Below are 24,494 nucleotides of genomic sequence, written 5' to 3' on the forward strand. Positions count from 1 at the left end.
CCGATGCGGCCGCGTTCAGGCAAACACCGGGAAGTGCGCCACAGAAAGTCGTGCTCCAGTTCGGCAGCACTCGGATGCTTGAAACTGAATACTTGGCACCCCTGGGGGTTGACACCAGACATGACATGCCGGATAGCGCCATCCTTGCCTGCCGCATCCATTGCCTGAAAAACCAGCAATACCGCATGGCGATTGGAGGCATAGAGGAGTTGTTGCTGCCTGCTCAGTTCCTCCACCTGTTCTCCGAGAAGCTTTTGGTACTGATCCTTCGATGAGTAAACAGGCTCCACCCGCGTAGGCCACTTCTTGAGGTCGACCTTTTCTCCCTCACTTACCCGGAAATCCCTTGTCTTGACTTTCATTCTCATCCCTCCATGACCGCGTCAGCAACTCAGGTGGAATAATTCATATTTTTCCGCTGGCGTCTAGCGTGGGACAATATTGCCATTGGAATCTGAGAAAATAATTTCCACACGCCGATTCAATTGACGACCAGCGGCGGTATCATTGCCGGCAACCGGGAACGCTTTACCGTACCCATGGGTAGTGACGCGGTCACTGCCGATTCCCGCTTCGAGCAGGGCCTCCCGTACAGCATTGGCGCGTCGCTCGGACAGTTCCTGATTGTAATCATCGCTGCCCGTACTGTCAGTATAGCCTTCAACCAATACCTTGTACTTCGGGTACTGGTTGAGAAAACCAGCCAGTTTTTGCACGTTGTGCTTTCCGCCAGAAGACACCTGAGCCTTGTCAGTACTGAACAATAAATCGCCGAGTGTCACCACCATGCCGCGTTTGGTTTCCTTGGCATTCAACTCCTTGAGTTGTTCTGCCTGTTGAGCCATGAGGGCTTGGTCACGATCGGCTTCAGCCGTTCTTGCCGCCAACTGGACCTTGTCGCGTTGGGCAGTGGCGTTTCTGACTGCCAGTTCATCCGCTTTCCGTTTGGCGGTTTCCAACGCAATTTCTGTTTTGCGTTTGGCTATGTAAGACAGATGATCGACTGTGGAAGAACTTTCCCCCGTACTCAATGCATTGCCCGCCTTGTCCAGAGACTCGCTGGCATCCTTCAATTCAGCCGGCGCCAAACTTGTGACCTGAGGGTTGGCTCGCGCACGTTCATAACTGCTCTGTGCTTCCGAGAGATTTGAATTTTGCGACATCGAACTGCAACCAGAAAGAATCGTGGCGGCGGCAATCAGGGTCAGAGAAAAATATCGGTTTTTTTGCATGATGAACTCCATGAATGATTATTGGGCATTGCGATCTATTTCCTGGTGCAGTGCGCGGCTATCCTCCTGCACTGCGTCCGCGGCCTTCTTTGCCTGATTTGAACGCGCCATCGCGACAGCCAACTCGGCATCGACTTGCGCTTCTTCCGCCAATTGCTTTGCAAGCACATAATTTTTCTCTACCATTGCCCGCTCGGCAGCATCCAGTTTCTCTTTCGCAGACTTGATTTGAAGCGGTGCATACTCGGTTCCTCCAGCGCTGCTCGCATTACTGACTGCGGTTTTGGAAATGGCCATCTGCGCCGTAGGCGGTGGAGTGCTCGCACAACCCGCCACCAGGATGGCAGCGCCCACGATCACGCCAATTCTGCGCAGTATTTGATTTGACTTTATGTAGTGAAAATTTCTCATCATTTTTTCATCCTTTGAATTAAACATAAAACATGATCGTTGTAACGAACCTTGTCCCGCGATTGCAACAAGTTCCCTTTCTGCGGACCTTCTGACTCGCGGGGGTCACATCACGGGCCAATTATGAACATGCAGCCATGTCTGTTGTGCCACAGGCGGCAACCGGTCCATATGCTTCAAAAAAAGCGCAAGTGTCCAGATCTGTCGGTCGCTGAGTGAGTCCCGAAACGAAGGCATGCCCGTCAGACGAATACCGTGCTTGATTTTCCAGAATGAGTAGCCTTCCGGATCATCTTCAACCCCATCGATTGCAAGTTGCGGTGGCTTTTGATAAAGCCCTTTCGCTATGGGCGATGCCGATGAAACCCCCTTGGCAGTACCATGACAAACCGCGCAGTTTTGAGCAAACAGATAAACCCCCGCCATCAGGTTCTTATCCGTCAACTCGACCGGATTGTGTTCTTTTGGGGCATCGTGACGCAAGGTTGCTTTTAATGAGGTATGCGCCATCCATGTTTCCAGAACACCGGGTTTTGCATCGGCATTAGCCGGGATAAGCCCACTTTGTACCAGAATATAAGCACTGCACAGAACCACGGTCAGGGTCAACACGACTCCTGAAGCCATAACTTTCAACATAACGACTTCTCCCCACCCCCGCGAACAGGCACGCGACCATGTTCACGAAAGTTTCTGTATTCCATTAAGCAAACCTATCCGGAAAACACCGAACTTAGAGGTTCCATTTAACCTCTGTTTTGATATAGGGGCTGTGCGTTAACCCACATAACGGCCAGGTTTTAATCTGGTGCGCACGATGAGATTACGAATTACCTGATGGAATTGAAAAGTTTGCAGGCGCAAATGCCGCTCAATGGTCATGCCTTGGTTGTCTTGCCAAACTTACGGGTGTACGCTCTCAACGCTGATCAGCCCCACAGGAAAATCCGCCAGCAATTCTGCGATGGACAGGCACCAACCAGACAACTGCTGATGCGGCTTCAATCCCTTCCCGGTAAAGACGCAGGTATATTGGTCATCGGAGCGATGAAAGGGCAGATCCACCGTTGTGTTCCCCCAAACCTTTTCTCCCAGAGGGAGCGTATCGGCATCGCTCAGCAATTGCGCGAAGAAACGTGGCGCCAGCGTAATGACCTTATGCCTGCCGTCAATACGGGCATAAGCGCACAAATGAACCGCGTGTTTTCCCTTGATGGGCAGTCGCAAATATTTCCCTTTCTGAAACACATCTGGCCAGCGCTTCCGTAATTCCAGCGCCGATCTTACGATCAGCAATTTGGCCCGCCCATCTTCCAAACCATCACATAACGCACGCACCCCTGCACTGCGTTGCTGCGACGTTTTGCTTTCGAGTTTCTGCAACGCATCGAGCATCCTTCGCCGGACGCCAAAGTCAACGGATCGCCGATTATCCGGATCCACCAGACTGAAATCCAACAACTCGCAACCTTGATAAATATCTGGTACGCCTGGCACCGTAAACTTGATCAAGGTCTGTGACAGGCTGTTGAACATGCCCATCCGTGCAACCAGTCGCTGGAAAGGCAGGAAATCCGTCATGAATGAACTTTCCACGGACGAATTTACCAGCGCATCGACAAATCCCAATACGGCATCCTCATAGCCCGTATTGGGATTTATCCAACTGGTATGAACCTTGGCCTCACGCACTGCCTTGATCAGATAGTCCGCCAACCGGCTCCCCAAGCCGGCGATTTCCTTTGCATCCGGTTTTCCTGGAGGCCAGACCCCCAACAAAGTCTGATAGATGAAATATTCATCGTTGGATGTGGGTACCAACCGCCCATCCACCTTGCGTTTGAAGTTGCGGTTGGCAGAGCGCCAGTGTCGCAACGCCAGCCGCCAGGCAGCCGGTATTTCGGACAATACATCGAGGCGGGCACGCACATCTTCGCTACGCTTGGTGTCGTGCGTGGAAGTCGTCAACAACGCATGCGGCCAATTCAGTGCTCGAAACTGATTGGCTCGATGGAATGCTGTCAGGGTCACCCCAAATTGACGCGGATCGCTACCGACTTCGTTAAGTGACAGCAAGCGGTTATAGCGATACGAACTGGTATCCTCCAGTCCTTTCGCTTTGACCGGACTGGTCACTTGCTGGAATTTCATGGTAAATTCAAGCACTTTGTCGGCGTATGCGGGCAATTTTCCCTCGGCTGCGACAAGCGTAAGTACATCAAGTAAAAAATCAAAGATGCTGGTATCCGCTGCTGTGCTTCTGCGTTTGGCCTCCAGGGTTGCCTGCTCGATGTTGAGACGGTCTTCTGCTGCCACTTCCCCGGCATTGATGTAACCACGATACACCGGGAAGCAGGCAATGATTTCAGCCAATGCCGTACGCAATCCATTCAACGTGTAATCACAGGTATGACGGTCGGCTTCAGCGATTTTAGAGAGCAGGTTGGCCAATACATTCAACTCCCCGGACAGCGCCGTCTTGATGACAAGCCTCTTGGAATCGTAGAGCAGATCGTCAAAACTGACATGTTCTCCAATGAAGTTATTGTAAAGACGCGTCATACGCTCGGCGGCACCGGTCACCACAAATAGCCCATTGACCAGGTTAGTAAATTCGTATCCCGTGGTTCCATGCACTGGCCAGTCAGCACGCAAATTCTCATGGATTGCCAGAATCTTTTCCACTACCACATAAGGTGCACGACCAACGCGTCTGCATTGTTCAACCAACTTGCAAAAATACGCCTTTGGGTCGTACAGTCCGTCAGGATGATCCAGACGCAGGCCATCCAGTTTTCCTTCCTGAACCAGTCGCAGTAATAGTTGATGGGTCGCGTCGAAAACCTCGTCGTTTTCCATACGCAATCCAGCCAGATCGTTGATATCAAAAAATCGCCGGTAATTGATTTCGTCTGAAGCCACTTGCCAGAAAGCCAGACGGTAAACTTGTGCTTCAATCAAATTGTGAAGTCGATCAAAAGTAGCGGGTTCACCTGCCGTCCCGTTGAAGAATTTCAGGTTTTCTTCAATAAACCAAGTGATATCCGAAGAGCCTTCAACAAGACCGGCAAGATGGCGTTTATGAACTTCCTTGTCTCGTCTGCGCTCAACCTGGCGCTCGAGCACACGCTCAGCACGGGAAGGAAGATTCTGGAACGCAGTGACCAGACTCTGGTATTCCATCAATGCCGGATTGTCCTGCCCCAACCGTTCGCCCAGGGTATCGATACGATACGTCAGAATCTGTGGATATTCGGAGGGATCTACGGGAAACCGGTGTTCGTAATAATAAATTGCGAATTCACCACGGCCCGCATCAAAGCACAATTTCAATTCGGCTTTCTCCAACACCGTCCCATAATGGTCAGCCAATACCGGCAATACCACCTTGCCGCGCAACTCGGTCTTTATCGGAGCCCAGTCAATATCAAAGAATCCGGCATAGACGGATGTTTGACCATTTTCCAGAACATCCAGCCACCAGGCATTATCCCCCCCCTGAACGCCCATATGATTAGGCACGATGTCCAGCACTTGCCCCATGCCGTGTTCGGCGAGGGTAGCGCAAAGCAACTCAAACTCGGGGTACGTGCCAATCTCGGGATTCAACTGGTTGTGATCGATGATGTCGTAGCCGTGCCGACTTCCTGGACGCGCCTTGAGATAGGGCGAGGCATACAGGTGTGAAATACCCAGTGCGCTCAGGTAAGGAACGATTGCTCGTGCCTGGTTGAAAGTGAAATCTCGGTTGAATTGCAGACGATAAGTGGATAATGGAATACGTAAACTGGGCGTTTTCGGCAGATCGGTCTGTTGTGACAGTGCATTGTCCTTCATGTTTGCGTTTCCTTGATAAACCAGGCCGCGCACCAAGGGGGCATACGCCCGGCAGCAAGGAATCCCGACAGATCGACCTGGCTCAGGTAGAAGGGAGCGCCATCAAAACGCAATGGACCTTCGATTGGATCAGCGCCCAGGTTGGCCAACAACGTCAGTTGCGTGCCATCCCCCAAACGCCAACGCACGATCAGGCCCGTCTCTCCAATCAGTTCAAATCCAGCACCCCCATGAGTACCCGGCAAATGTGGCACGATCCGTGTACGTCGCAATGTCAGTAAACGTTGGTAATATTCCAGCCAAGCCTGATGCCGGGATTGATTCAAGCAGTTCCAATCAAGTTTGCATCGTTCAAAGGTAGCCAAATCGTTGGGATCCGGAATACTCGCCAGTGCAACGGGGTCGGCAAAGGCACGAAAACCGGAAAACTCGCGCCGGCGCCCCTCCGTAACCTTGCTGGCCAGTTCACCCTGGAAATTGCAGAAAAACTGAAAGGGCGTTGCCGCAGCGAATTCTTCTCCCATGAAGAGCATCGGTGGGGACGGGGCCAGCAGTAATAGGGACAGTGCAACTTGCAGCGGTTGTTCCGAGGCCAGCAGGGCGATACGTTCACCGAAAGCGCGATTTCCGATCTGGTCGTGGGACTGGGTGAAGTTGATGAAAGCACTGAGCGGCAGGTGTCTGCTTGGCTCACCACGCAACTGTCCCGCACGAAAAGCAGAAGGCTCACCCTGAAAAGCAAAGCCCTCTGCCAGGCAACGGGCCAGATGGCGGGTCGGCTGATCGGCATAATCCGAATAGTAGCCATCCGATTCACCCGTCAGCAACAGATGCAAGGCGTGGTGATAATCGTCATTCCATTGGGCGGCAATGGTTCCTTGTTGTAAATAACTGGCGATATTTGCGTCATTTTCCAGGATCAGGTGTACTTTCCGGGTGCTTCCGGGCCCTGCCCGTACGGCCCCAGCCAGTTCTGTCACGATATCCGGTCGGCTATTGTCGACAATGGCGTGTACTGCGTCGAGCCGCAACCCGTCGAAATGGTATTCCTCGAGCCAGTACAATGCGTTATGAATGAAAAAAGAACGGACTGTGGAACTGTGCTTGCCCTCAAAATCGATGGCTGCCCCCCACGGCGTGGAATGGCGCTCGTTAAAGAACTGCGGGGCATAAGCATGAAGATAATTGCCCTCCGGTCCGAAGTGGTTGTACACCACATCCAGAAATACCATCAATCCGCGTGCGTGGGCAGCCTGCACCAGTGTCTTCAGTTGATCTGGAGTGCCGTAACTGTGGTCGGGTGCAAACAGCAGCACGCCGTCGTAGCCCCAGTTCCGCGCCCCCGGAAAATCCGCGACGGGCATCAACTCGATGGCGGTAATCCCCAGTTCCACCAGATAGTCCAGATGCTGAAGGGCAGCCGCAAAGGTCCCCGCGCTCGTGAAGGTACCAAGATGCAGTTCATAGATGACCGCTTCATGCCAAGGACGACCCTGCCAGTTCGCGTCCTGCCAGACGAAAGCAGCCGCATCGACCACCTGACTGGGGCCGTGGATGTCCTGAGGATTGGCGCGCGATGCCGGATCAGGGATATCCAGTTCGCCATCCAGCCGATAATGATAGAAAGTCCCAGATCGCGCCTGTTGTGGTGAAGTCTCGATTTGAAACCAGCCGTCAGCCAGGGAATGCATCGGTAAAATGTTTTCTTGACCGTCATCCCGGTTCAGAATCAACTCAACCTGCCGTACTGCAGGTGCCCACAGGCGAAACCGTACGCTTCCACACGGTAGCAGACAAGCGCCAAAAGGCATGTCATGAGATCTTCTCATTGCGTTTTGCCTTGTTTCAAGAGCACCAGACTCCGTCCATGCACGGAGTACTTTTGTCCGACTTGGTAGTGGGAAGTCTCGGGGGTCCCCGTACCGTCAAACGTGTCGAGCAATGCCTCCCAACAGGAATGCTCATCAAATTCCGGCAGGGTAAAAACAATGTCCTCGTGATACGCATTGATCAGCAGCAGGAGGTTGTCGTCGATCAGACGTTGTCCGTGTTTGTCGGTTTCAAACAAGGAATCGCCGATCAGATGCAAGCCCAGACAATGTGAAAATGGCTGATTCCAGTCATCATCACTCATTTCGGTGCCATCTGGTTTAAGCCAGAGAATATCTTTTACATCACCGCCGCGAATGGAGCGTCCCTGAAAAAAATAGCGCCGTCGCAGCAGGGGGTGCTTGAGGCGCAAACTGATCATGCTCCGGGTAAATTCGAGCAATTCCTGATCCTGTGGCTTAAGTTCCCACGATAGCCAATTAATTGCATTGTCCTGGCAGTAGGCATTGTTATTGCCTTGCTGGGTACGGCCCATCTCGTCCCCGGCAACCAGCATGGGAACCCCCTGTGAAAACAAGAGGGTGGCAAGAAGATTTCGTTTCTGACGGGCGCGCAGGATATTGATCTCAGGATTGTCTGTTTCCCCCTCGATGCCGCAATTCCAGGAATGATTATTGTCGTTCCCATCGTGGTTGTCTTCCTGATTGGCCTCGTTATGTTTGGTGTCGTAGGTCACCAGATCATGCAAGGTAAAACCATCGTGTGCACTAATGAAATTGATGCTGGCATGGGGCTTGCGTCCGCTGCGTTCATACAGATCGCTGGAGCCGGTCAAGCGCTGTGCCAGTTCTCCGAGTAGTCCGCCATCGCCTTTCCAGTAGGAGCGAATACTGTCACGATACTTGTCGTTCCATTCCGCCCAGCCCATCGGGAAATTTCCCACTTGATATCCCCCCTCGCCCAGATCCCAGGGTTCGGCAATCAGTTTGATGGTGCTCAGCACCGGATCCTGACGGATGGTATCGAAGAAGGTGCCCAACTGGTTGACTTCATGCAACTCCCTGGCCAGAGCGGAAGCCAGATCGAAACGGAAACCATCCACATGCATCTCCAGCACCCAATAGCGCAGACTATCCATGATCAACTGGAGCACGCAGGATTGTTGCATGTCCAGGGTATTACCACAGCCCGTATAATCCATGTAATAACGAGGGTTATCAGCCACCAGGCGATAATAGGAGATGTTGTCGATGCCCCGGAAGGACAAGGTCGGACCCAACTGACTTCCTTCGACGGTGTGGTTGTAGACCACGTCCAGAATGACCTCGATGCCCGCCTTATGGAGCATCTTTACCATGGTCTTGAATTCGCCGATATCACCGCTCGCCGAATAACGGGAATCCGGGGCCAGGAAACCAATCGAATTGTATCCCCAGTAATTTCGCATCCCCCCTTCGACCAGGTGGCGATCGTCGAAGAAAGTATGTACCGGCATCAGTTCGACCGTGGTCACGCCCAAACGTTTGAGATGTTCGATGGGCGGCCCCATCGACAACCCGGCATAGGTTCCGCGGAACCGGTCAGGAATGCCCGGATGTTGCATGGTAAATCCTTTGACATGCAACTCGTAAATCACCATATCCTGCCATTGAATGTCCGGCGATTGATCATTCCCCCAGTTGTAGGTCTGATCGACGACCCGACACTTTGGCATGAAACTGGCGTTGTCGCGGCGGCTAAAAGAAAGATCCTCTTGCTTGCTGCCGACGCTGTAGCCGAAATGTGCATCATTCCAGATCATGGTTCCCACGATGTCTTTCGCATAGGGTTCTATCAGCAGTTTGTGCGGATTGAACCGATGCCCATCCTGCGGGCGGTAAGGTCCATGCACCCTGAAACCATACAGCGCGCCAGGACGAAGTTCGGGAAGATAGCAGTGCCAGACAAAATCACTGCGCTCTTTCAGTTCGATACGCTGAATTTCGCTCTTTCCCTTCGGATCGAACAGACACAATTCAACCTTTTCGGCATGCACGGAAAAAATGGCGAAATTCACGCCTTCGCCATCCCAATGTGCACCGCGAGGATAGGGGCGACCTGGCCAGACTGCCGATATGGGCTTGTTCATATTGAGTTCTCACCGTTGAAATATACGTGTCAGACATGGTCGTTCATGGAAAAAGGCGTCCATCTTGCAGTGATCCAACTGTCTACTGCGGAACGTCCGATTGTACGAGTGCCAAAATTCCAATCAATGGGATAATCACCCAATCCGGTCGATTGTCAAGTTCGTAGCGTACTTCGTAAAGTACCTTTTCCAGCAAAAACAGATCAAGCAAGCCGTGTGTCGATGCCTGCTCCAAGAACAGACTGGAATCCTGCGCCGCTTCATCGTAAGCCGCGAGAAAAACACGGCCGGTCTCGGCTTCCCAGTCGTTGAGCAAGGCTTCAAACATCGCCAGATCTTCAGGTCGATCTGCCTGGACATTCACAAGTGCCGTGTGGGCGACATAGTCAAAAGAGCGCAGCATACCGGCCACATCCCTCAAGGGCGAGTGCTTGTGGATACGTTCGGCGAGGGGACGGGCGGGTTCTCCCTCAAAATCGATAAACATGAAATCATTCTGGGTGAGCAGGACCTGCCCCAGATGCAAATCACCGTGGTAGCGTGTTTTGACTGCCTTGATCGGTTCAATAACACAGGCCTGAATACGGTCAGCAAGTTCTTTTCGGCGCGTGAGCAAGGTTCTTGCGGCTTCCTGAGCAGTCTCCGACAGATTTTCCACATGAAGTTCCAACTGGTCCAATGTGGTTACGGCTTCTGCCTGCAACTGCAATACCCAGTCCCCAAGATCGGCCTCTGTAATCGGTTCGGGGTCGAAAGACGAATTCCCGGTCACTTTACCCAGCGCATTGTGCAGTTCCCCCGTACGCCGACCCAGCGTGTCCATCAAAATCAGATAGGCGGCATGAGTTGCCTGCGCCGTCGTTTCTGCCGACCCAACTACGGTGCGCGCGTCTTCCAGGGATCGATTCAGGTAATCCAGCGTATAACTCCAGCAGTCCCCCTGGTTTTCGATATGCCTTTGTAACAAGGCAAGCGTCCTGTTGTTGCCATTGCTGACTTGATATTCGATGATGCCGAGTACCGGTATCGTATTGGGAAAGTTGGCCACATCGGTTAAAAACCGCCCGATTTCAAACTCGGGTTGCGTCCCGATTTGCAAGTGCCGATAGCCTTTCAGGAAGAACTTTTCACCCAGCACGACAACGGTATTACTGCCCTGTGTGCTGGGCTGCCGAACGGACAGATCCTCGGATACCTCACCCGCGAATGCCGCAAAAGCCTTGGTCGTCGAGAAACTGATGCAGCCGTGTTCACAGGCTAGCGTTTGTTGCGCACCCATGGCCCGCACCAGCGACCTGCAGAATGCCGGATCTGCAAATGCATCGCCCAGGATTCCGACTTTTGCCTGATGTCGAACTTTGGCTACGGTGGCAAGCGTCATGGCATTCAAACGCCCCTCGTCGCCATTCTCCCAGGCCAGTGAGAGGGGAATAAAATAGGACTGGGACTCTTCCTCTGCCCCTTCAATACGAAACAGGGCGATCAACCACGGGTATTCTGCATACTCCCACTGAGCATAGTCATCGATGCCTACCCGTCGCACCCCCTCGTCCTTGGCCCCATACCAGCGTTGCGCCGCAACAAAGCGGGGCAATACGTCTTCTTCGAGTTGGGCGCGAACCGTCTCTGCCATGGCCGCATGCCCGGGTTCGACCCGTTCGCGGAAGAAACTCTGCAAGCCCTTGAACAACACCAGAGTCGGCAATTCATCAGGCGGGAAATATTCCGCATGCTCTACCGAATCCCCTTCGTCTCTGACCAGCAGGAACCAGTAATAGTTATATCCAGGCAATGTGAGGAGGTAGGGTAATTGGCCAATCGATGGAAAAACCGCGCGCCCCATCAGTTCCACCGGCGTATACCCCTTATAAGCCGAAAGATCGAGCTCGACTGCCTGCGCGTTACGCGACAGGTTGCTGACGCACAAAATAATATCGTTTTCGTAGGACCTTAAATAGGCAAGTATCTTGCGATTGAGGGGGTGCAAAAAAACCAGTGCCCCGCGCCCAAATGCCTGATGGTTCTTGCGCAGTGCCAGCACACGCCGCATCCAGTTCAACAGTGAACCCCGCTCCCGCAACTGTGCCTCCACATTGACGGCTCCGTAGCCATACTCCAGGTCCATGATGGGCGGCAGGTACAAGCGTTGCGGATCAGCGCGCGAGAACCCGGCATTGCGATCCGGATTCCATTGCATGGGGGTGCGCAGACCATTGCGATCCCCCAGAAAAAAATTATCCCCCATGCCAATTTCATCCCCGTAATAGATGCAGGGAGAACCCGGCATGGACAGCAACAAATTGTTCATCAATTTTATTTTGTCGGTTTCATTTCCCATCAGGGGGGCCAGTCGGCATCGAATGCCGATGTTCAGACGCGCATGGGAATCATCGATGTACATCTGGTACATGTAGTCACGTTCTTTGTCCGTAACCATTTCCAGGGTAAGTTCGTCATGATTCCGAAGAAAAATGGTCCATTGACAAGTTTCCGGAATATTCGGGGTTTGCCGAATGATATCGACGATGGGATGACGGTCCTCCTGAGCGATGGCGATGTACATTCGCGGCATGAGAGGAAAATGGTAAGCCATGTGACATTCATCACCGTCACTGAAGTAGTCCCGTACATCTTCCGGCCACTGATTGACTTCGGCGAGAAAAACTCGGTTGGTGTAATGCGCATCGAGTACCTTGCGCATTTGTTTGATCACGGCGTGCGTACCCGGCAAATTTTCATTTTGCGTTCCCTCCTGTACACACAGATAGGGAATTGCATCCAGACGCAAGCCATCCACCCCCAGATCCAGCCAGAAACGCATCAGTTTGATGACTTCTTTCACCACCAGAGGATTATTGAAATTCAGGTCTGGTTGGTGGTGAAAGAAGCGATGCCAGTAATAGGCTTGTGCCTCATCATCCCAGGCCCAGTTGGACTTCTCGGTATCATTGAAGATGATGCGCGTCTCTGGAAATTTCTGATCCGTATCGCTCCACACGTAAAAATCCCGCTTGCTCGACCCGGCGGGTGCCCGACGGGCAACTTGAAACCAGGGGTGCTGATCGGAAGTGTGATTGATGACTAATTCCGTGATGACCTTGAGGCTGCGTCGGTGTGCTTCCTTCACAAACTGCCTGAAATTGGCCATGGTGCCGTACATGGGATGGATATTGCGATAGTCGGATATGTCATACCCATCATCGCGCATGGGCGAAGGGTAAAAGGGTAACAACCAGAGTGTATTCACCCCCAAATCCTGAATATAATCGAGTTTCTGAATCAACCCGGCAAAATCTCCCATCCCATTATTGTCACTGTCAAAAAAAGCCTTGATGTGCAGTTCGTAAATAACGGCATCCTTATACCAGAGCGGGTCTTCCATCCATGACGCGTTGTCCACGGGTAGGGAGGGTTCATTCACCTTGGCTTTGTTCATGGTTCCTTCCTACAGAAAGTAGTCAAAGTCGTGTTCCGTGCGTACGCGCCGACGCAATTTGAAAATATGTGCAGGAGCCACCTGAGGATTGATTTCAACGTAGTTGAGCGCTCCACTCCACAAGAAACACGCTGCCGTCAGCAGATCCTGAACCTGATAAGAACGATCCGCGTCCAACCCAAGCGTATCCAGCGGCAATGTCACCCAACCGGATTGGGTATGATGCGGATCCAGATTGACGACCACCAGAATGATTTCAGTATGATCCGGTGTGGTTTTTGCGTAACAAATCAGGTTGTCATTATTCACATCAAAAAATTGCAGCGCATGATCTTGTTGCAATGCCGCGTTTTCCCTGCGGATACGGTTCACCCGCGCGATAAAATCCCTCAGGCTGTCTGCACGATCAAGTTTCCAGTGCCGCACCTGATATTTTTCTGAATCAAGGTATTCTTCTCCGCCTGCGACGCGGGGCGAGGCTTCCATCAACTCGTAGGCGGGGCCGTAGATGCCATAATTCGCGCCCAGCGTGGCAGCAAGCACCAGACGCAGCATAAACGCCGGGCGACCACCGAACTGCAAACATTCAGCCAGGATGTCGGGTGAATTTGGCCATAGATTCGGTCGAAAATATTCACGTACTTCGGTTTGGGTAAGTTTGGTGAAATACGTCTCAAGTTCTCGTTTCGAATTGCGCCAGATGAAATAAGTATAGGATTGGCTGAAGCCTGCCTTGGCCAGACGGTAAGCAATTTTTGGCCGGGTAAACGCTTCCGCCAGGAAAATCGTTTCGGGGTGTACGCGTTTGACTTCACCGATCAGCCACTCCCAGAACGGGAGCGGTTTGGTGTGTGGATTATCGACCCGGAATAGGCAAATCCCTTGCCTGATCCAGAACAGGACCACATCCAGAAGTTCCTGCCATAACTCTTGCCAGGCATCGGTTTCAAAATCAAACGGAACAATGTCTTCGTATTTTTTGGGGGGGTTTTCGGCATACTGGATACTGCCATCCGCTCGATGGCAGAACCATTCCGGATGCGCCTGCACATAAGGATGATCAGGGGAACACTGAAAGGCGATGTCCAGCGCAATATCCATACCCAGTTCCCGCGCTTTCGTCACCAACTGCCGAAAATCGTCCAATGTGCCAAGTTGCGGATGAATCGATTTGTGACCGCCCTCCGCCGCACCGATCGCCCACGGACTGCCCACATCCGTATCACTGGCTCCCAGCGTATTATTTGAGCCCTTTCGTTTGGTCAAGCCGATCGGATGAATGGGGGGCAAATACAGCACATCAAATCCCATGCCTGAGATATAGGGCAACCGCTTTTGACATTCAGCGAAACTCCCGTGCTCCATGTCATCACTGGCACAGGAACGAGGGAAAAATTCATACCATGTACTGTATTGTGCTTTTACTGGCTCGGACCATACGCCGAGCAGATAAGGATAATCCGATGCCAGGCTTCGGTCGGAATATTGCTGCATCAAACTTGCCAAAGCTTCGGAACGAGCCAGCATGGCGCCTGAATCCGCTCGGGCTGTCCGCATTTTTTTGGCAAACTGTTGGAGTTGCACCTGGTCTTTACCTTGGGCACGCGCCGCGGCCTCTTCCACCCACTTCGCCCCAACCCCAAGAGTCTGGACGATATCCTGGGCATCATTGCGATGCACAAAGTCATTTCGCCAGGAAAAAAAATGATCGATCCAGGCGGTTATGGTGTAGACATATTGACCAAGTTCCTCGAGCAGGAACGATGCGTGCCAACGATCATCGCCCAGCGGACACATAATAACCTCATGCCAGTCAGACTTCGTGCTGTGCCGGTAGCACAACATACAGTTCAAAACATCGTGACTGTCGGTGAAGGCATCGACCTGTACCACCACATCCTGACCCAGGACCCGCTTGATTGGAAAGCGCCCGGACTCGATTTCCGGTTGTACGTTTTCGATGATCACACGCCGTCTGCCATCGAGTTTGAGTCTGTCCGTCATGGCCCATCCCCAGGTTTGAAGAACAGAACGGCCAAGGGGGGCAAACGCAGCATCAGCGAATGATACATTTCACCTGCAGAGACGGGACCGGCTTCTACCCCGCCCAGATTTCCCACGCTACTGCCACCATAGAGTTCACTGTCGCTGTTGAGTACTTCGTGCCAGTAACCGCCGCTGGGCACTCCGACAAGATAATTTTCGCGGATGACGGGGGTAAAATTGCAGACCACCAGCAGCACATCGTCCGCGCTATAGCCACGACGCACAAAACTCACCACACTTTTTTCCGCGCCATTACAGTCTATCCATTGAAAACCATCACGGCTGAAATCTTGCTGGTAGAGTGCTGCTTCACTGCGGTAAAAACGGTTGAGATCTTCGACCCAGCGTCGCAATCCGGCGTGCAACGGATATTGCAGTACAGACCAGTCCAGACTTTCTTCATGCTGCCACTCGCCTTTCTGTCCAAATTCGCAGCCCATGAACAATAGTTTTTTGCCCGGATGCCCCCACATATAACCGTACAACAGGCGTACATTGGCAAACTGCTGCCATTCATCGCAGGACATTTTCCCGATCAGCGAACCTTTGCCATAGACCACTTCGTCATGGGACAAAGGTAGAACAAAGTTCTCCGAAAACGCATACCAAATGCTAAAAATAATCTGTGTATGGTGGTATTTTCGATTGATCGGATTTTCCGAGAAATATCCCAGCGTGTCATGCATCCAACCCATATTCCACTTCAGACCAAAGCCCAGACCGCCAAAATTGGCGGGACGAGAGACCATGGGCCAAGCCGTCGATTCCTCGGCAAAAGTCTGAGTATCTGGATAATCACGATAAATCGCATCATTCAGGGTGCGCAAGAAAGTGACCGCTTCCAGATTTTCCCGCCCACCATTGCGGTTAGGAATCCACTCCCCTTCCTTGCGACCATAATCCAGATAAAGCATCGAGGTCACCGCATCGATGCGCAGTCCATCAATATGATATTGATCAAGCCAGAACAGAGCACTGCTGGTCAGAAATGCACGCACCTCATTTCGGCCATAATTGAACAACGAACTATGCCAGTCCGGTTGATAGCCTTGGCGCGGATCGGCATGCTCGTACAGAAAGGTCCCATCAAAATGACCGAGGCCATGAGCGTCGGCAGGAAAATGCGCGGGCACCCAGTCCAGAATCACGCCGATGCCCTGCTGATGCAGGGTATCCACCAGAAACATGAAATCCTCCGGCGCGCCATAGCGTGCCGTCGGGGCAAAATAACCGATGGTCTCGTAGCCCCAGGAACCATAAAAAGGATGTTCTGTCACCGGCATGAATTCGACATGAGTAAAATTCAATTCGACCAGATAACGCGGCAACCACTCCGCCATCTCACGGTACGTGAGAGAACGATTGCCCTCTTCAGGAATACGCCGCCAGGAACCCAGATGTACTTCGTAAATGGAACAAGGCGCGTTCAACCGGTTTTTCTCGCCACGCACCCTCATCCAGTCAGCGTCATTCCAGACGTAATCCAATGCCCAGACGCGGGAAGCGGTTAACGGCGGTATTTCCCAGTAAAAGGCAAAGGGATCGCCCTTGTCGGCTATTTTCCCATCGCGGGAAACGATGCGGTACTTATACGTTGCCCCGACCGCGACATCCGCAATGAACCCTTCCCAAATCCCCGATCCATCGTCACGCAGACGCAGTGCATCGACGGTTGCATCCCAATGATTGAACCCACCAATCACCGAGACACTCACCGCGTTCGGCGCCCATACGGCGAACCAGGTCCCTTTTACGTCTTCAAGGGTAATACAGTGCGAACCGAGTTTTTCGTATAAGCGAAAATGATCGCCTTGCTTAAATAAATAAACATCGAGATCCGTCAGCATGCAGCCCTTTGGAACGGATGCCACGAGAAGGTTCATTGGCACTCGAGCAAACTTTAATTCGAATCAACTTTCAAATTATTGTGCACTGCCTTCACCGATTTTACGTGTGTCGCAAGTTCCGTAGCCCGGTCAGACTGCTTCTTGCTACCGACGGTTCCAGTCAAGTCGACAACGCCGTGATCGGTGCGGACACTGATGTCTCGCCCCTTTATCCCCTTGTCCTCGGCAAAACTTGCTTTCACTTTGGTGGTGATGGTCGCATCATCCAGATATTGACCGGCGCTATCGGTGGAACTATCTTCCGCATGGGAAAGAACGGGGGAGAGAAGTGCCACCAGGATAAGCGCCCCGGCAAACTTGATGCCCACAGCGGTTTCTTTGATTTGATTTTTGTTCATGATGAACTCCCGACAAAAGTTGTTAAAAACCCAGTCGTCATCATTCACCTTCATGTTCAATCTTTCCGTACGCTGGCGAACATAACCATGGCGAAGCAGCACCTGCGCAACGAACTTCAGGACAGTTGTCCCGGGCTACGGGAATCAGTTAACTTTATTTGGGAGATGGAGTTTGGGGGGGTGCAAAACACCCGGTGTAACGGCAAAGCGACATCAGATGTCACATCAGAATCCTGGTCGGGGCGAGAGGATTCGAACCTCCGACCACCTGCACCCCATGCAGGTACGCTACCAGGCTGCGCTACGCCCCGAGTTCGTTATTATGACACAGTCAGCGCGAAAGGAGAAGGAGGATTTCATTCAATTCCGCACGCAGGGCTTCGTTCACGGTTCTCTCATGGGGAGAAGGGGGAGCACCCAGGGTCGGTTCGGCAGGAAGATCCTGGGCAGCGATCATTTCCTCAGTGGGCGCGGTCTGTCCTTCCGTGAAATCGGAAACCGACCGCCGTCTCTCTTTCCCCGTATGGGATAATTCGTGACGCGCACCGGTGATGGTAAAACCCCGTTCATAGAGCAGAGAGCGGATATGCCGGATCAGTTCCACTTCACGGGGCTGATAATAGCGGCGGTTGCCCCGCCGCTTGACCTGGCGGAGCTGCAGGAACTCCTGCTCCCAGTAACGCAGGACATGCGGTTTGATGTCGCATAACTGGCTCACCTCCCCGATTGTGAAGTAATGCTTGGGAGGGATAGGCGGAAGATCGCGTTCAGCGCGCTGAAGCCTTACCACGGCGTTCCTCTACCATGGACTTCAACTTCTGGCTGGCGTGAAAAGTCACCACGCGCCGCGCAGTAATCGGTATCTCCTCGCCCGTCTTGGGATTGCGTCCTGGTCTTTGAGGTTTGGAGCGTACCTGAAAGTTGCCGAAACCCGAAAGTTTCACTTCCTCCCCTGACTCCAGCGAGAGACGGATTTCTTCGAAAAAAGATTCTACAAACGCTTTGGCTTCCCGTTTGTTCAAACCCACCCGCTCAAACAACTGTTCCGCGAGTTCCGCCTTGGTCAACGTCATACCTTTCTCCCTATCTCAAGACCGCACCGAAACGGTGTTCTGCGATCCGTATCAATTCCTGGCAAATCTGCTCCAGTTCTCCCTCCGTGGAAGAACGTTCCGTGTCCTGGATCTTCACACAAAACGCCAAACTTTTCTTGCCTTCCTCCACGCCAGCCCCTTGATAAACGTCGAACAACAAAATGCTGTCCACATTTTCCGGGGCCGCTGAACGCAGGGCATCCAATACGGCCATGGCCGGAACACCCTCCTCCACCACCAGGGCCAGATCGCGCCGTACAGGCTGAAAACGCGGCGTAGGACGATACTCGGGCCATGCTTCCAGTGCCAGAGGAGCCCATTCTAACTCAAACAACAAAGGCATGCGGGAGAGGTCATAGACGGGGCCCAAACGGGGGTGCAACTCCCCCACCCAGCCGATACTTTGCCCATTCCAGCGAACCTCGGCGGATCGCCCGGGATGCAGGGCCGGGTGCTGGATCGAAACGAAACTTGCGCCAGGCGGCAGAAGTTCTTCCACGACCCCCTTGAGATCGAAAAAATCGGCGGGTTCGCTCTTGATCCCCCACTGTTCGGGGAAACGGGTACCGTACCACAAGCCCCCCAACCGCAAGGGCTGGGCGCAAAGTCCGTCCGCATCCGGTGCCGGCAGAAAACACCGCCCCCACTCAAAAATCCGTACCTGTTCCTGTTTGCGTTTGAGGTTGAACCCCAGGGTTTCCATCAGGCCCACCGACAAGGTGGAACGCAGGACGGCCAAATCCTGCGACAGGGGGTTGATCAACTCGAGGGGCGAAGGTTGCGTGGCCAGATGCCGCTCCCCTTCCGCAGAAACGAAGCTGTAGGTAATCACCTCCTGAAATCCGCGCGCCTGCAAACGCTGGGCCACCGCTTGTCGGGAGCGCTGCCGCTCCGGGAGGTGGAGCGCCCTCAGGGGCGCCTTGGGCACCTGCATCGGAATCTGGTCATAGCCCACACAACGGGCAATTTCTTCCACATAATCCACTTCCCGTTCCAGGTCCACGCGCCAGGTGGGGGCCGTGGCGGTCCAGTCTTCACCGTCCCCTTCCAGGCAAACCCCCAACCGGGTCAGGATTTGTCGCATCGTGTCCGCCGCGACCTCAAAGCCCAACAGACGGCGCACCCGGTCGGAACGAACCCGCACCGGGAGACGCTGCGGCAATTTTTCAGGGTGGGCGAGATCGAGAACAGGGCCCGCTTCTCCCCCCGCACAGTCCAACAACAGTTGAGTGGCCCGTTCCAGGGCTTCCAGGGTCAGACTGGCATCCACCCCCCGCTCAAACCGGAAGGCAGCCTCCGATGCCAGCCCCAGACGACGGGCACGCCCTGCCAGTGCCACGGGAGAAAACCAGGCCGCTTCGAGAAAGATGTCCCGGGTTTGCGCAGAGACCGCGGAATGCTGCCCCCCCATCAGGCCAGCCAGCGCCTGGGGGCCCGTTTCATCGGCCACCACCAACAGATCCCCGGTCAGTGCAAGCGTTTGACCGGAAAGCACGGTGAGGGATTCCCCTTCCCGCGCCCAACGCACGCTCAGGTTTCCGGTCAGTGCGGCATCGGCGAAGGCGTGAAGGGGCTGCCCCAATTCCAGCATGACGTAGTTGGTCACATCCACCACCAATGCTTTGGCCCGCAGGCCAGCACGTTCCAGGCGGCGCACCATCCAGTCCGGAGTGGGTTGATCGGGCCGTTCGAGACGGATCCGGCGTCCGCCATAGCGCGCACATCCATCGCTTGCCTCGATCCGGACCGCGCGCACACCGAATTCGGAATTCGATGCCTTGGGAGCGAAATCCGGGAGATGGAGCGGACACCGGGTCAGCGCCGCCACTTCGCGGGCCACGCCGCGCAAACTCAAACAGTCTGCCCGGTTGGGAGTCAGTTTGAGGGTAAACTGCTGGTCATCCAGGTCCAGCCAGGCCCGAATGGATTGCCCCACCGGGGCCTGTGCACCGAGCACAAGCAATCCCTCGCTTTCTTCACTCAATCCCAATTCCCGGGCCGAACACATCATGCCCTGCGATTCGATGCCCCGTACCCTGGCCGCCCGGATGGCGAGCCCACCGGGAAGGACTGCGCCCACCAGGGCGCAAGGGGCTTTCATCCCCACCGCCACATTGGGTGCGCCGCAGACGATGGGCAGAGGCTCTGCCGTTCCCACGTCCACCATCAGGCAATTCAGACGATCAGCCTGAGGATGTTTTTCCACGCTCAAAACCTGACCGACCACCACCTGGTCGAAGGGCGGCGCACAGGGGCTCAGGGCTTCCACTTCCAGCCCGCCCATGGTCAGGACATGAGCCAACCCGGCCGCGTCAAGTTCTGGATCGACCCAGGTTCTCAGCCATGCTTCGGAAAATTTCACCGCGCTCCTCCTATTGAAAATGCTTCAGAAAACGCAGGTCGTTCTCGTAGAAAGTACGCAAGTCATCCACCCCGTACCGGATCATGGCCAGACGTTCGACGCCCAGGCCAAAGGCCAGTCCCACATACCGCTCGCTGTCGATCCCCAGGGGTTCCAGGACATTGGGGTGAACCAACCCACAACCCAGCACTTCCAGCCAGCCGGTGTGACTGCATACCCGGCACCCGTTCCCCTGACAGATGACGCAGCCGATATCCATTTCAGCGGAGGGTTCGGTAAAGGGGAAAAACGAGGGACGAAAACGGGTCGGCAATTCTTCCTGTTCGAAGAAGTGGCGCATGAACTCGCTCAGCAATCCTTTGAGGGCCGCCAGGGAAACCCCTTCTTCCGCAACCCAGAGCCCTTCCACCTGATGAAACATGGGGGTATGAGTCACGTCGGAATCACAGCGAAATACGCGTCCCGGCGCAATGATGCGAACCGGCAGCGCATGGGATTCCAGATAACGGACCTGGACGGGAGAAGTATGGGTCCGCAACACCACCCCCGGCGCCAGGTAGAAGGTATCGTGCATGGCCCGCGCCGGATGATCGGCAGGAATATTGAGCGCGGTAAAGTTATAGTCATCGCTTTCGACTTCCGGCCCCTCCGCCACCTCGAAGCCGAGGCTTCGAAACAGGGTTTCGATGCGCTCCAGGGTACGGGTCACCGGATGCGTTGCCCCCCTCCCGTGGAGGCGCCCCGGCAACGTCACATCCAGGGCCGAAGCGCGCAACTCCCGTTCCTGCTGAGCCAGGACCAACGCCTCACGACGCTGCTGCAACGCCTTTTCCAGAACACCTTTGACCTGATTGATCGCGGCCCCCGCAGACTTGCGCTCTTCGTGGGGAAGCGCGCCCAATCCCTTGAGGCGTTCCGTCAACACGCCGGTTTTACCCAGATAACGGGCCTTGGCTTCTTCCAGCGCATGGGGGGAGTCGAGACGGGCAAAAAGGGCCAATGCCTCTTCCTGCAAAGACATCAAAACTTGCATGAACGATCCCGGAATAGAAAAACCCCCGGGGGGACCCCGGGGGTTGGATTCAACGTCAGGCAGACAAAACGGTACGAGCCGTTTCCACCATTTGCCCAAAGGCAGGCTTGTCGAAAACCGCCAGATCGGCCAACACCTTGCGATCGATCTCGATACTGGCTTTTTTCAGGCCATTCATGAACACGCTGTAGGTCATGCCGCATTCCCGTGCTGCCGCATTGATCCGGGCAATCCACAAAACACGGAAATCGCGCTTGCGACGCCGGCGATCCCGGTAGGCATACTGGCCGGCCTTCATCACCGCTTCCTTGGCGATCCGATAGACATTCTTGCGCCGGCCGCGGTACCCCTTGGCCAGATCCAGAATCTTCTTGTGACGTGCGTGGGCCGTTACTCCCCGTTTAACTCGTGGCATGGACGGTTCTCCTTAGGCGTAGGGCAACATGGCCTTGACCGAGCCCATGTTGGTGGAATGAATTTCTGCCGTCCCACGCAATTGACGCTTGGTCTTGGTGGTTTTCTTGGTCAGGATATGGCGTTTGAATGCCTGAGAGCGCTTGACACTGCCACTCCCTCGCACGCGGAAACGTTTTGCAGCTCCGCTTTTGGTTTTCATCTTGGGCATGGAAGGCTCCAATCGTTATCGTAATCCGCGTCGGGTGAACAGGCTACGCGCCTGATACTTGACGACCCGCCGCGCCTTGTGGGCACTGCTTGCTACGCATCTACTGCCGTCGACGTAGCTCCGACTTTATTTTCCTTGCCTGTCTTGGCGGCCACTTCAACCTTCTTGCGGGGGGCCAGCACCATCACCATCTGACGCCCTTCCATCTTGGGAAACTGCTCGACGACCCCATAGGCCATCAGGTCGGCTTCCACCCGCTTGAGCAGGTTGTAGCCCAATTCCTGATGCGTCATCTCGCGACCGCGAAACCGCAAGGTGACCTTGGTTTTATCCCCTTCGGACAAAAAGCGGATCAGGTTGCGCACCTTGATGGCGTAATCCCCATCATCGGTACCGGGACGGAACTTGATTTCCTTGACTTGAATCTGCTTCTGTTTGACCTTGGCTTCGTGTTGTCGCTTACTTTCCCGATACTTGAACTTGCCAAAGTCCATCAGGCGACAGACCGGTGGGCTTGCCGTCGGGGCAATTTCCACCAGATCGACGTCGGCTTCTTCAGCCTGACGCAACGCGTCATTCAGACGCATGATCCCCAATTGTTCTCCATCTATCCCCACCAACCGCACTTCTGCGACGGTGATTTCCCCGTTGATCCGGACTTCCTTATCCTGAGCGATCGCCATTTCTCCTAAAAAACAATAACTGATCAAGACCCGACCCGATCTTGATCCCGAAACCTTCGACTTCAGTCAGTGAGTTCGCTCCTGGCCAGAATTTCAGCCTTCATGCGGGACACGACGACCTCCACAGGCTGCGCGCCCAGGTCCTTTCCGCCCCGTAAACGCACCGACGCCTGACCAGATACAGCCTCCCGGTCACCCATCACCAGTTGATAAGGGACCTTCTGTAAACTGTGCGTGCGTATTTTATAACTGATTTTCTCATTACGCAAGTCCGTCTCCACGCGCAACCCTTCCTCACGCAACTGTTGTGCCACCTTTTCCACTGCATCGCGCTGGGCTTCACTGATATTGGCCACCACGGCCTGCACGGGCGACAGCCACAGGGGCAGGGCCCCCGCATAGTGCTCGATCAGAATTCCGATGAACCGTTCCAGGGAACCCAGGATGGCACGATGCAGCATGACGGGGGTCTGACGGCTATTATCGGCCGCCACGAAAGTCGCGCCCAACCGTTCCGGCATGGAAAAATCCGCCTGGATGGTGCCGCACTGCCAAGTGCGTCCCAGACTGTCGCACAGGTGAAATTCGATCTTCGGGCCATAGAAGGCCCCTTCTCCGGCCAGAATCTGAAAATCCACGGCGTTATGCTCCAGCGCAGTGCGCAGCGCCTCTTCCGCCTTGTCCCAGATAGCTTCGGAGCCAACCCGAGAAGCCGGTCGGGTCGCCAGTTTGTACTGGATTTCGTGGAATCCGAAATCTGCATAGACCCGTCGCAACAAACGGATGAAGGCCGATACTTCTTCCAGTATCTGGTCCTCGGTGCAAAAAATATGTCCGTCATCCTGGGTAAAACCGCGCACCCGCATGACCCCATGCAGGGCGCCGGAAGGCTCATTGCGGTGGCAGGAGCCGAATTCCCCGTAACGGACCGGCAATTCCCGGTAACTGCGCACCCCCTGGTTGAAGATCTGAACATGCCCCGGACAATTCATCGGCTTGATGGCAAATTCCCGTTCTTCCGACAGGGTGGTGAACATGTTCTGGTGAAAATGCCCCCAATGTCCCGATTTCTCCCATAGACCCCGATCCAGGATCTGCGGGCAACGCACCTCCTGATAGCCATTCTCCCGATAGATGCGACGCATGTACTGCTCGATCTCCTGCCACAGGGCCCATCCCTTGGGATGCCAGAAGATCATTCCCGGCGCCTCCTCCTGCAGGTGAAACAGGTCCAGTTCCCGTCCCAGACGCCGATGATCCCGTCGTTCGGCTTCCTCCAGGCGGTGCAGATAGGTCTCCTGGTCCTCGCGGGTGGCCCAGGCCGTTCCGTACACCCGGGTCAGCATTTCGTTCTTCGCATCTCCCCGCCAGTACGCACCGGCCACACGGGTCAACTTGAACACCTTGAGTTTGCCCGTGGAAGGCACATGGGGACCGCGACACAAATCCACGAAATTGTCCTGCCGGTAGAGGGAAATGGGCTCATCCGTGGGAATGGCTGCGATGATCTCTGCCTTGTATTTCTCTCCCAG

19 protein-coding genes and 1 tRNA gene are annotated in these 24,494 nt (G+C 54.3%); all 20 read right to left on the reverse strand.

What is annotated here, in order from left to right; genetic code table 11:
• On the reverse strand, nucleotides 1-362 hold a 362-nt coding region (locus M6F29_RS07850), incomplete at its 3' end, for a polyphosphate kinase 2 family protein (protein WP_524537719.1).
• A 63-nt stretch (nucleotides 363-425) separates the two neighbouring features.
• On the reverse strand, nucleotides 426-1,232 hold the full coding sequence (locus M6F29_RS07855) for an OmpA family protein (protein ID WP_298158437.1): 807 nt from the start codon (nucleotides 1,230-1,232) through the stop codon (nucleotides 426-428).
• A gap of 18 nt (nucleotides 1,233-1,250) precedes the next feature.
• Entirely contained in the window at nucleotides 1,251-1,646 is a 396-nt protein-coding gene (locus M6F29_RS07860; protein WP_298158439.1) for a DUF4398 domain-containing protein, read from the reverse strand.
• Nucleotides 1,647-1,748: 102 nt separating this feature from the next.
• Nucleotides 1,749-2,282 carry a c-type cytochrome gene (locus M6F29_RS07865; RefSeq protein WP_298158442.1) on the reverse strand — a complete coding sequence of 178 codons (534 nt, stop codon included), beginning with the start codon at nucleotides 2,280-2,282 and terminating at the stop codon, nucleotides 1,749-1,751.
• Between the two features lie 264 nt (nucleotides 2,283-2,546).
• The gene (gene treY, locus M6F29_RS07870; protein WP_298158444.1) at nucleotides 2,547-5,480 is read right to left on the reverse strand and encodes a malto-oligosyltrehalose synthase; all 2,934 of its coding nucleotides are present in this window, start codon (nucleotides 5,478-5,480) and stop codon (nucleotides 2,547-2,549) included.
• Nucleotides 5,477-7,309: a malto-oligosyltrehalose trehalohydrolase gene (gene treZ, locus M6F29_RS07875; protein WP_366525968.1), complete on the reverse strand. Its 1,833-nt coding sequence runs from the start codon at nucleotides 7,307-7,309 to the stop codon at nucleotides 5,477-5,479. The genes treY and treZ overlap by 4 nt, the downstream gene beginning before the upstream one ends.
• Nucleotides 7,306-9,438 (reverse strand): glycogen debranching protein GlgX, encoded by a 2,133-nt coding sequence (glgX, locus tag M6F29_RS07880; protein ID WP_298158448.1) that lies wholly within the window; start codon nucleotides 9,436-9,438, stop codon nucleotides 7,306-7,308. Before glgX ends, treZ begins: the two co-directional genes overlap by 4 nt.
• Nucleotides 9,439-9,520: 82 nt before the next feature.
• Nucleotides 9,521-12,874, reverse strand: coding sequence for a maltose alpha-D-glucosyltransferase (treS, locus tag M6F29_RS07885; RefSeq protein WP_298158450.1), 3,354 nt, complete (start codon nucleotides 12,872-12,874; stop codon nucleotides 9,521-9,523).
• A gap of 9 nt (nucleotides 12,875-12,883) precedes the next feature.
• A complete protein-coding gene (locus M6F29_RS07890; protein WP_298158452.1) occupies nucleotides 12,884-14,878 on the reverse strand; it encodes an alpha-1,4-glucan--maltose-1-phosphate maltosyltransferase in 1,995 nt (664 codons plus the stop codon).
• Entirely contained in the window at nucleotides 14,875-16,803 is a 1,929-nt protein-coding gene (glgB, locus tag M6F29_RS07895) for a 1,4-alpha-glucan branching protein GlgB (protein WP_298158454.1), read from the reverse strand. Before glgB ends, M6F29_RS07890 begins: the two co-directional genes overlap by 4 nt.
• 17 nt (nucleotides 16,804-16,820) lie before the next feature.
• Nucleotides 16,821-17,219 (reverse strand): BON domain-containing protein, encoded by a 399-nt coding sequence (locus M6F29_RS07900; protein WP_298158456.1) that lies wholly within the window; start codon nucleotides 17,217-17,219, stop codon nucleotides 16,821-16,823.
• A 180-nt stretch (nucleotides 17,220-17,399) separates the two neighbouring features.
• Nucleotides 17,400-17,476, reverse strand: a tRNA-Pro gene (locus M6F29_RS07905).
• A 20-nt stretch (nucleotides 17,477-17,496) separates the two neighbouring features.
• A complete protein-coding gene (locus tag M6F29_RS07910) occupies nucleotides 17,497-17,955 on the reverse strand; it encodes a MerR family transcriptional regulator (protein WP_298158458.1) in 459 nt (152 codons plus the stop codon).
• The gene (locus M6F29_RS07915; RefSeq protein ID WP_298158460.1) at nucleotides 17,933-18,238 is read right to left on the reverse strand and encodes an integration host factor subunit alpha; all 306 of its coding nucleotides are present in this window, start codon (nucleotides 18,236-18,238) and stop codon (nucleotides 17,933-17,935) included. The genes M6F29_RS07910 and M6F29_RS07915 overlap by 23 nt, the downstream gene beginning before the upstream one ends.
• 10 nt (nucleotides 18,239-18,248) lie before the next feature.
• The gene (gene pheT, locus M6F29_RS07920; RefSeq protein ID WP_298158462.1) at nucleotides 18,249-20,621 is read right to left on the reverse strand and encodes a phenylalanine--tRNA ligase subunit beta; all 2,373 of its coding nucleotides are present in this window, start codon (nucleotides 20,619-20,621) and stop codon (nucleotides 18,249-18,251) included.
• Between the two features lie 10 nt (nucleotides 20,622-20,631).
• Nucleotides 20,632-21,654: a phenylalanine--tRNA ligase subunit alpha gene (gene pheS / locus M6F29_RS07925; protein WP_297455417.1), complete on the reverse strand. Its 1,023-nt coding sequence runs from the start codon at nucleotides 21,652-21,654 to the stop codon at nucleotides 20,632-20,634.
• A gap of 55 nt (nucleotides 21,655-21,709) precedes the next feature.
• The gene (rplT, locus tag M6F29_RS07930; RefSeq protein ID WP_297455415.1) at nucleotides 21,710-22,069 is read right to left on the reverse strand and encodes a 50S ribosomal protein L20; all 360 of its coding nucleotides are present in this window, start codon (nucleotides 22,067-22,069) and stop codon (nucleotides 21,710-21,712) included.
• A 12-nt stretch (nucleotides 22,070-22,081) separates the two neighbouring features.
• A complete protein-coding gene (gene rpmI, locus M6F29_RS07935) occupies nucleotides 22,082-22,279 on the reverse strand; it encodes a 50S ribosomal protein L35 (protein ID WP_297455413.1) in 198 nt (65 codons plus the stop codon).
• A gap of 92 nt (nucleotides 22,280-22,371) precedes the next feature.
• Entirely contained in the window at nucleotides 22,372-22,962 is a 591-nt protein-coding gene (gene infC / locus M6F29_RS07940) for a translation initiation factor IF-3 (RefSeq protein WP_297480452.1), read from the reverse strand.
• Nucleotides 22,963-23,024: 62 nt separating this feature from the next.
• A partial coding sequence (gene thrS, locus M6F29_RS07945) for a threonine--tRNA ligase (RefSeq protein ID WP_298158466.1) occupies nucleotides 23,025-24,494 on the reverse strand: 1,470 nt, incomplete at its 5' end.

Source organism: Ferrovum sp., from assembly GCF_027317285.1.
GTDB lineage: Bacteria > Pseudomonadota > Gammaproteobacteria > Burkholderiales > Ferrovaceae > Ferrovum.

Excerpts from the sequence above, each read along its gene's own strand:
- M6F29_RS07855 (WP_298158437.1), bottom strand. The coding sequence starts at position 1,232 with ATGCAAAAAAACCGATATTTTTCTCTGACCCTGATTGCCGCCGCCACG.
- M6F29_RS07860 (WP_298158439.1), bottom strand. The coding sequence starts at position 1,646 with ATGATGAGAAATTTTCACTACATAAAGTCAAATCAAATACTGCGCAGA.
- M6F29_RS07865 (WP_298158442.1), bottom strand. The coding sequence starts at position 2,282 with ATGTTGAAAGTTATGGCTTCAGGAGTCGTGTTGACCCTGACCGTGGTT.
- treY (WP_298158444.1), bottom strand. The coding sequence starts at position 5,480 with ATGAAGGACAATGCACTGTCACAACAGACCGATCTGCCGAAAACGCCC.
- treZ (WP_366525968.1), bottom strand. The coding sequence starts at position 7,309 with ATGAGAAGATCTCATGACATGCCTTTTGGCGCTTGTCTGCTACCGTGT.
- glgX (WP_298158448.1), bottom strand. The coding sequence starts at position 9,438 with ATGAACAAGCCCATATCGGCAGTCTGGCCAGGTCGCCCCTATCCTCGC.
- treS (WP_298158450.1), bottom strand. The coding sequence starts at position 12,874 with ATGAACAAAGCCAAGGTGAATGAACCCTCCCTACCCGTGGACAACGCG.
- M6F29_RS07890 (WP_298158452.1), bottom strand. The coding sequence starts at position 14,878 with ATGACGGACAGACTCAAACTCGATGGCAGACGGCGTGTGATCATCGAA.
- glgB (WP_298158454.1), bottom strand. The coding sequence starts at position 16,803 with ATGAACCTTCTCGTGGCATCCGTTCCAAAGGGCTGCATGCTGACGGAT.
- M6F29_RS07900 (WP_298158456.1), bottom strand. The coding sequence starts at position 17,219 with ATGAAGGTGAATGATGACGACTGGGTTTTTAACAACTTTTGTCGGGAG.
- M6F29_RS07915 (WP_298158460.1), bottom strand. The coding sequence starts at position 18,238 with ATGACGTTGACCAAGGCGGAACTCGCGGAACAGTTGTTTGAGCGGGTG.
- pheS (WP_297455417.1), bottom strand. The coding sequence starts at position 21,654 with ATGCAAGTTTTGATGTCTTTGCAGGAAGAGGCATTGGCCCTTTTTGCC.
- rplT (WP_297455415.1), bottom strand. The coding sequence starts at position 22,069 with ATGCCACGAGTTAAACGGGGAGTAACGGCCCACGCACGTCACAAGAAG.
- rpmI (WP_297455413.1), bottom strand. The coding sequence starts at position 22,279 with ATGCCCAAGATGAAAACCAAAAGCGGAGCTGCAAAACGTTTCCGCGTG.
- infC (WP_297480452.1), bottom strand. The coding sequence starts at position 22,962 with ATGGCGATCGCTCAGGATAAGGAAGTCCGGATCAACGGGGAAATCACC.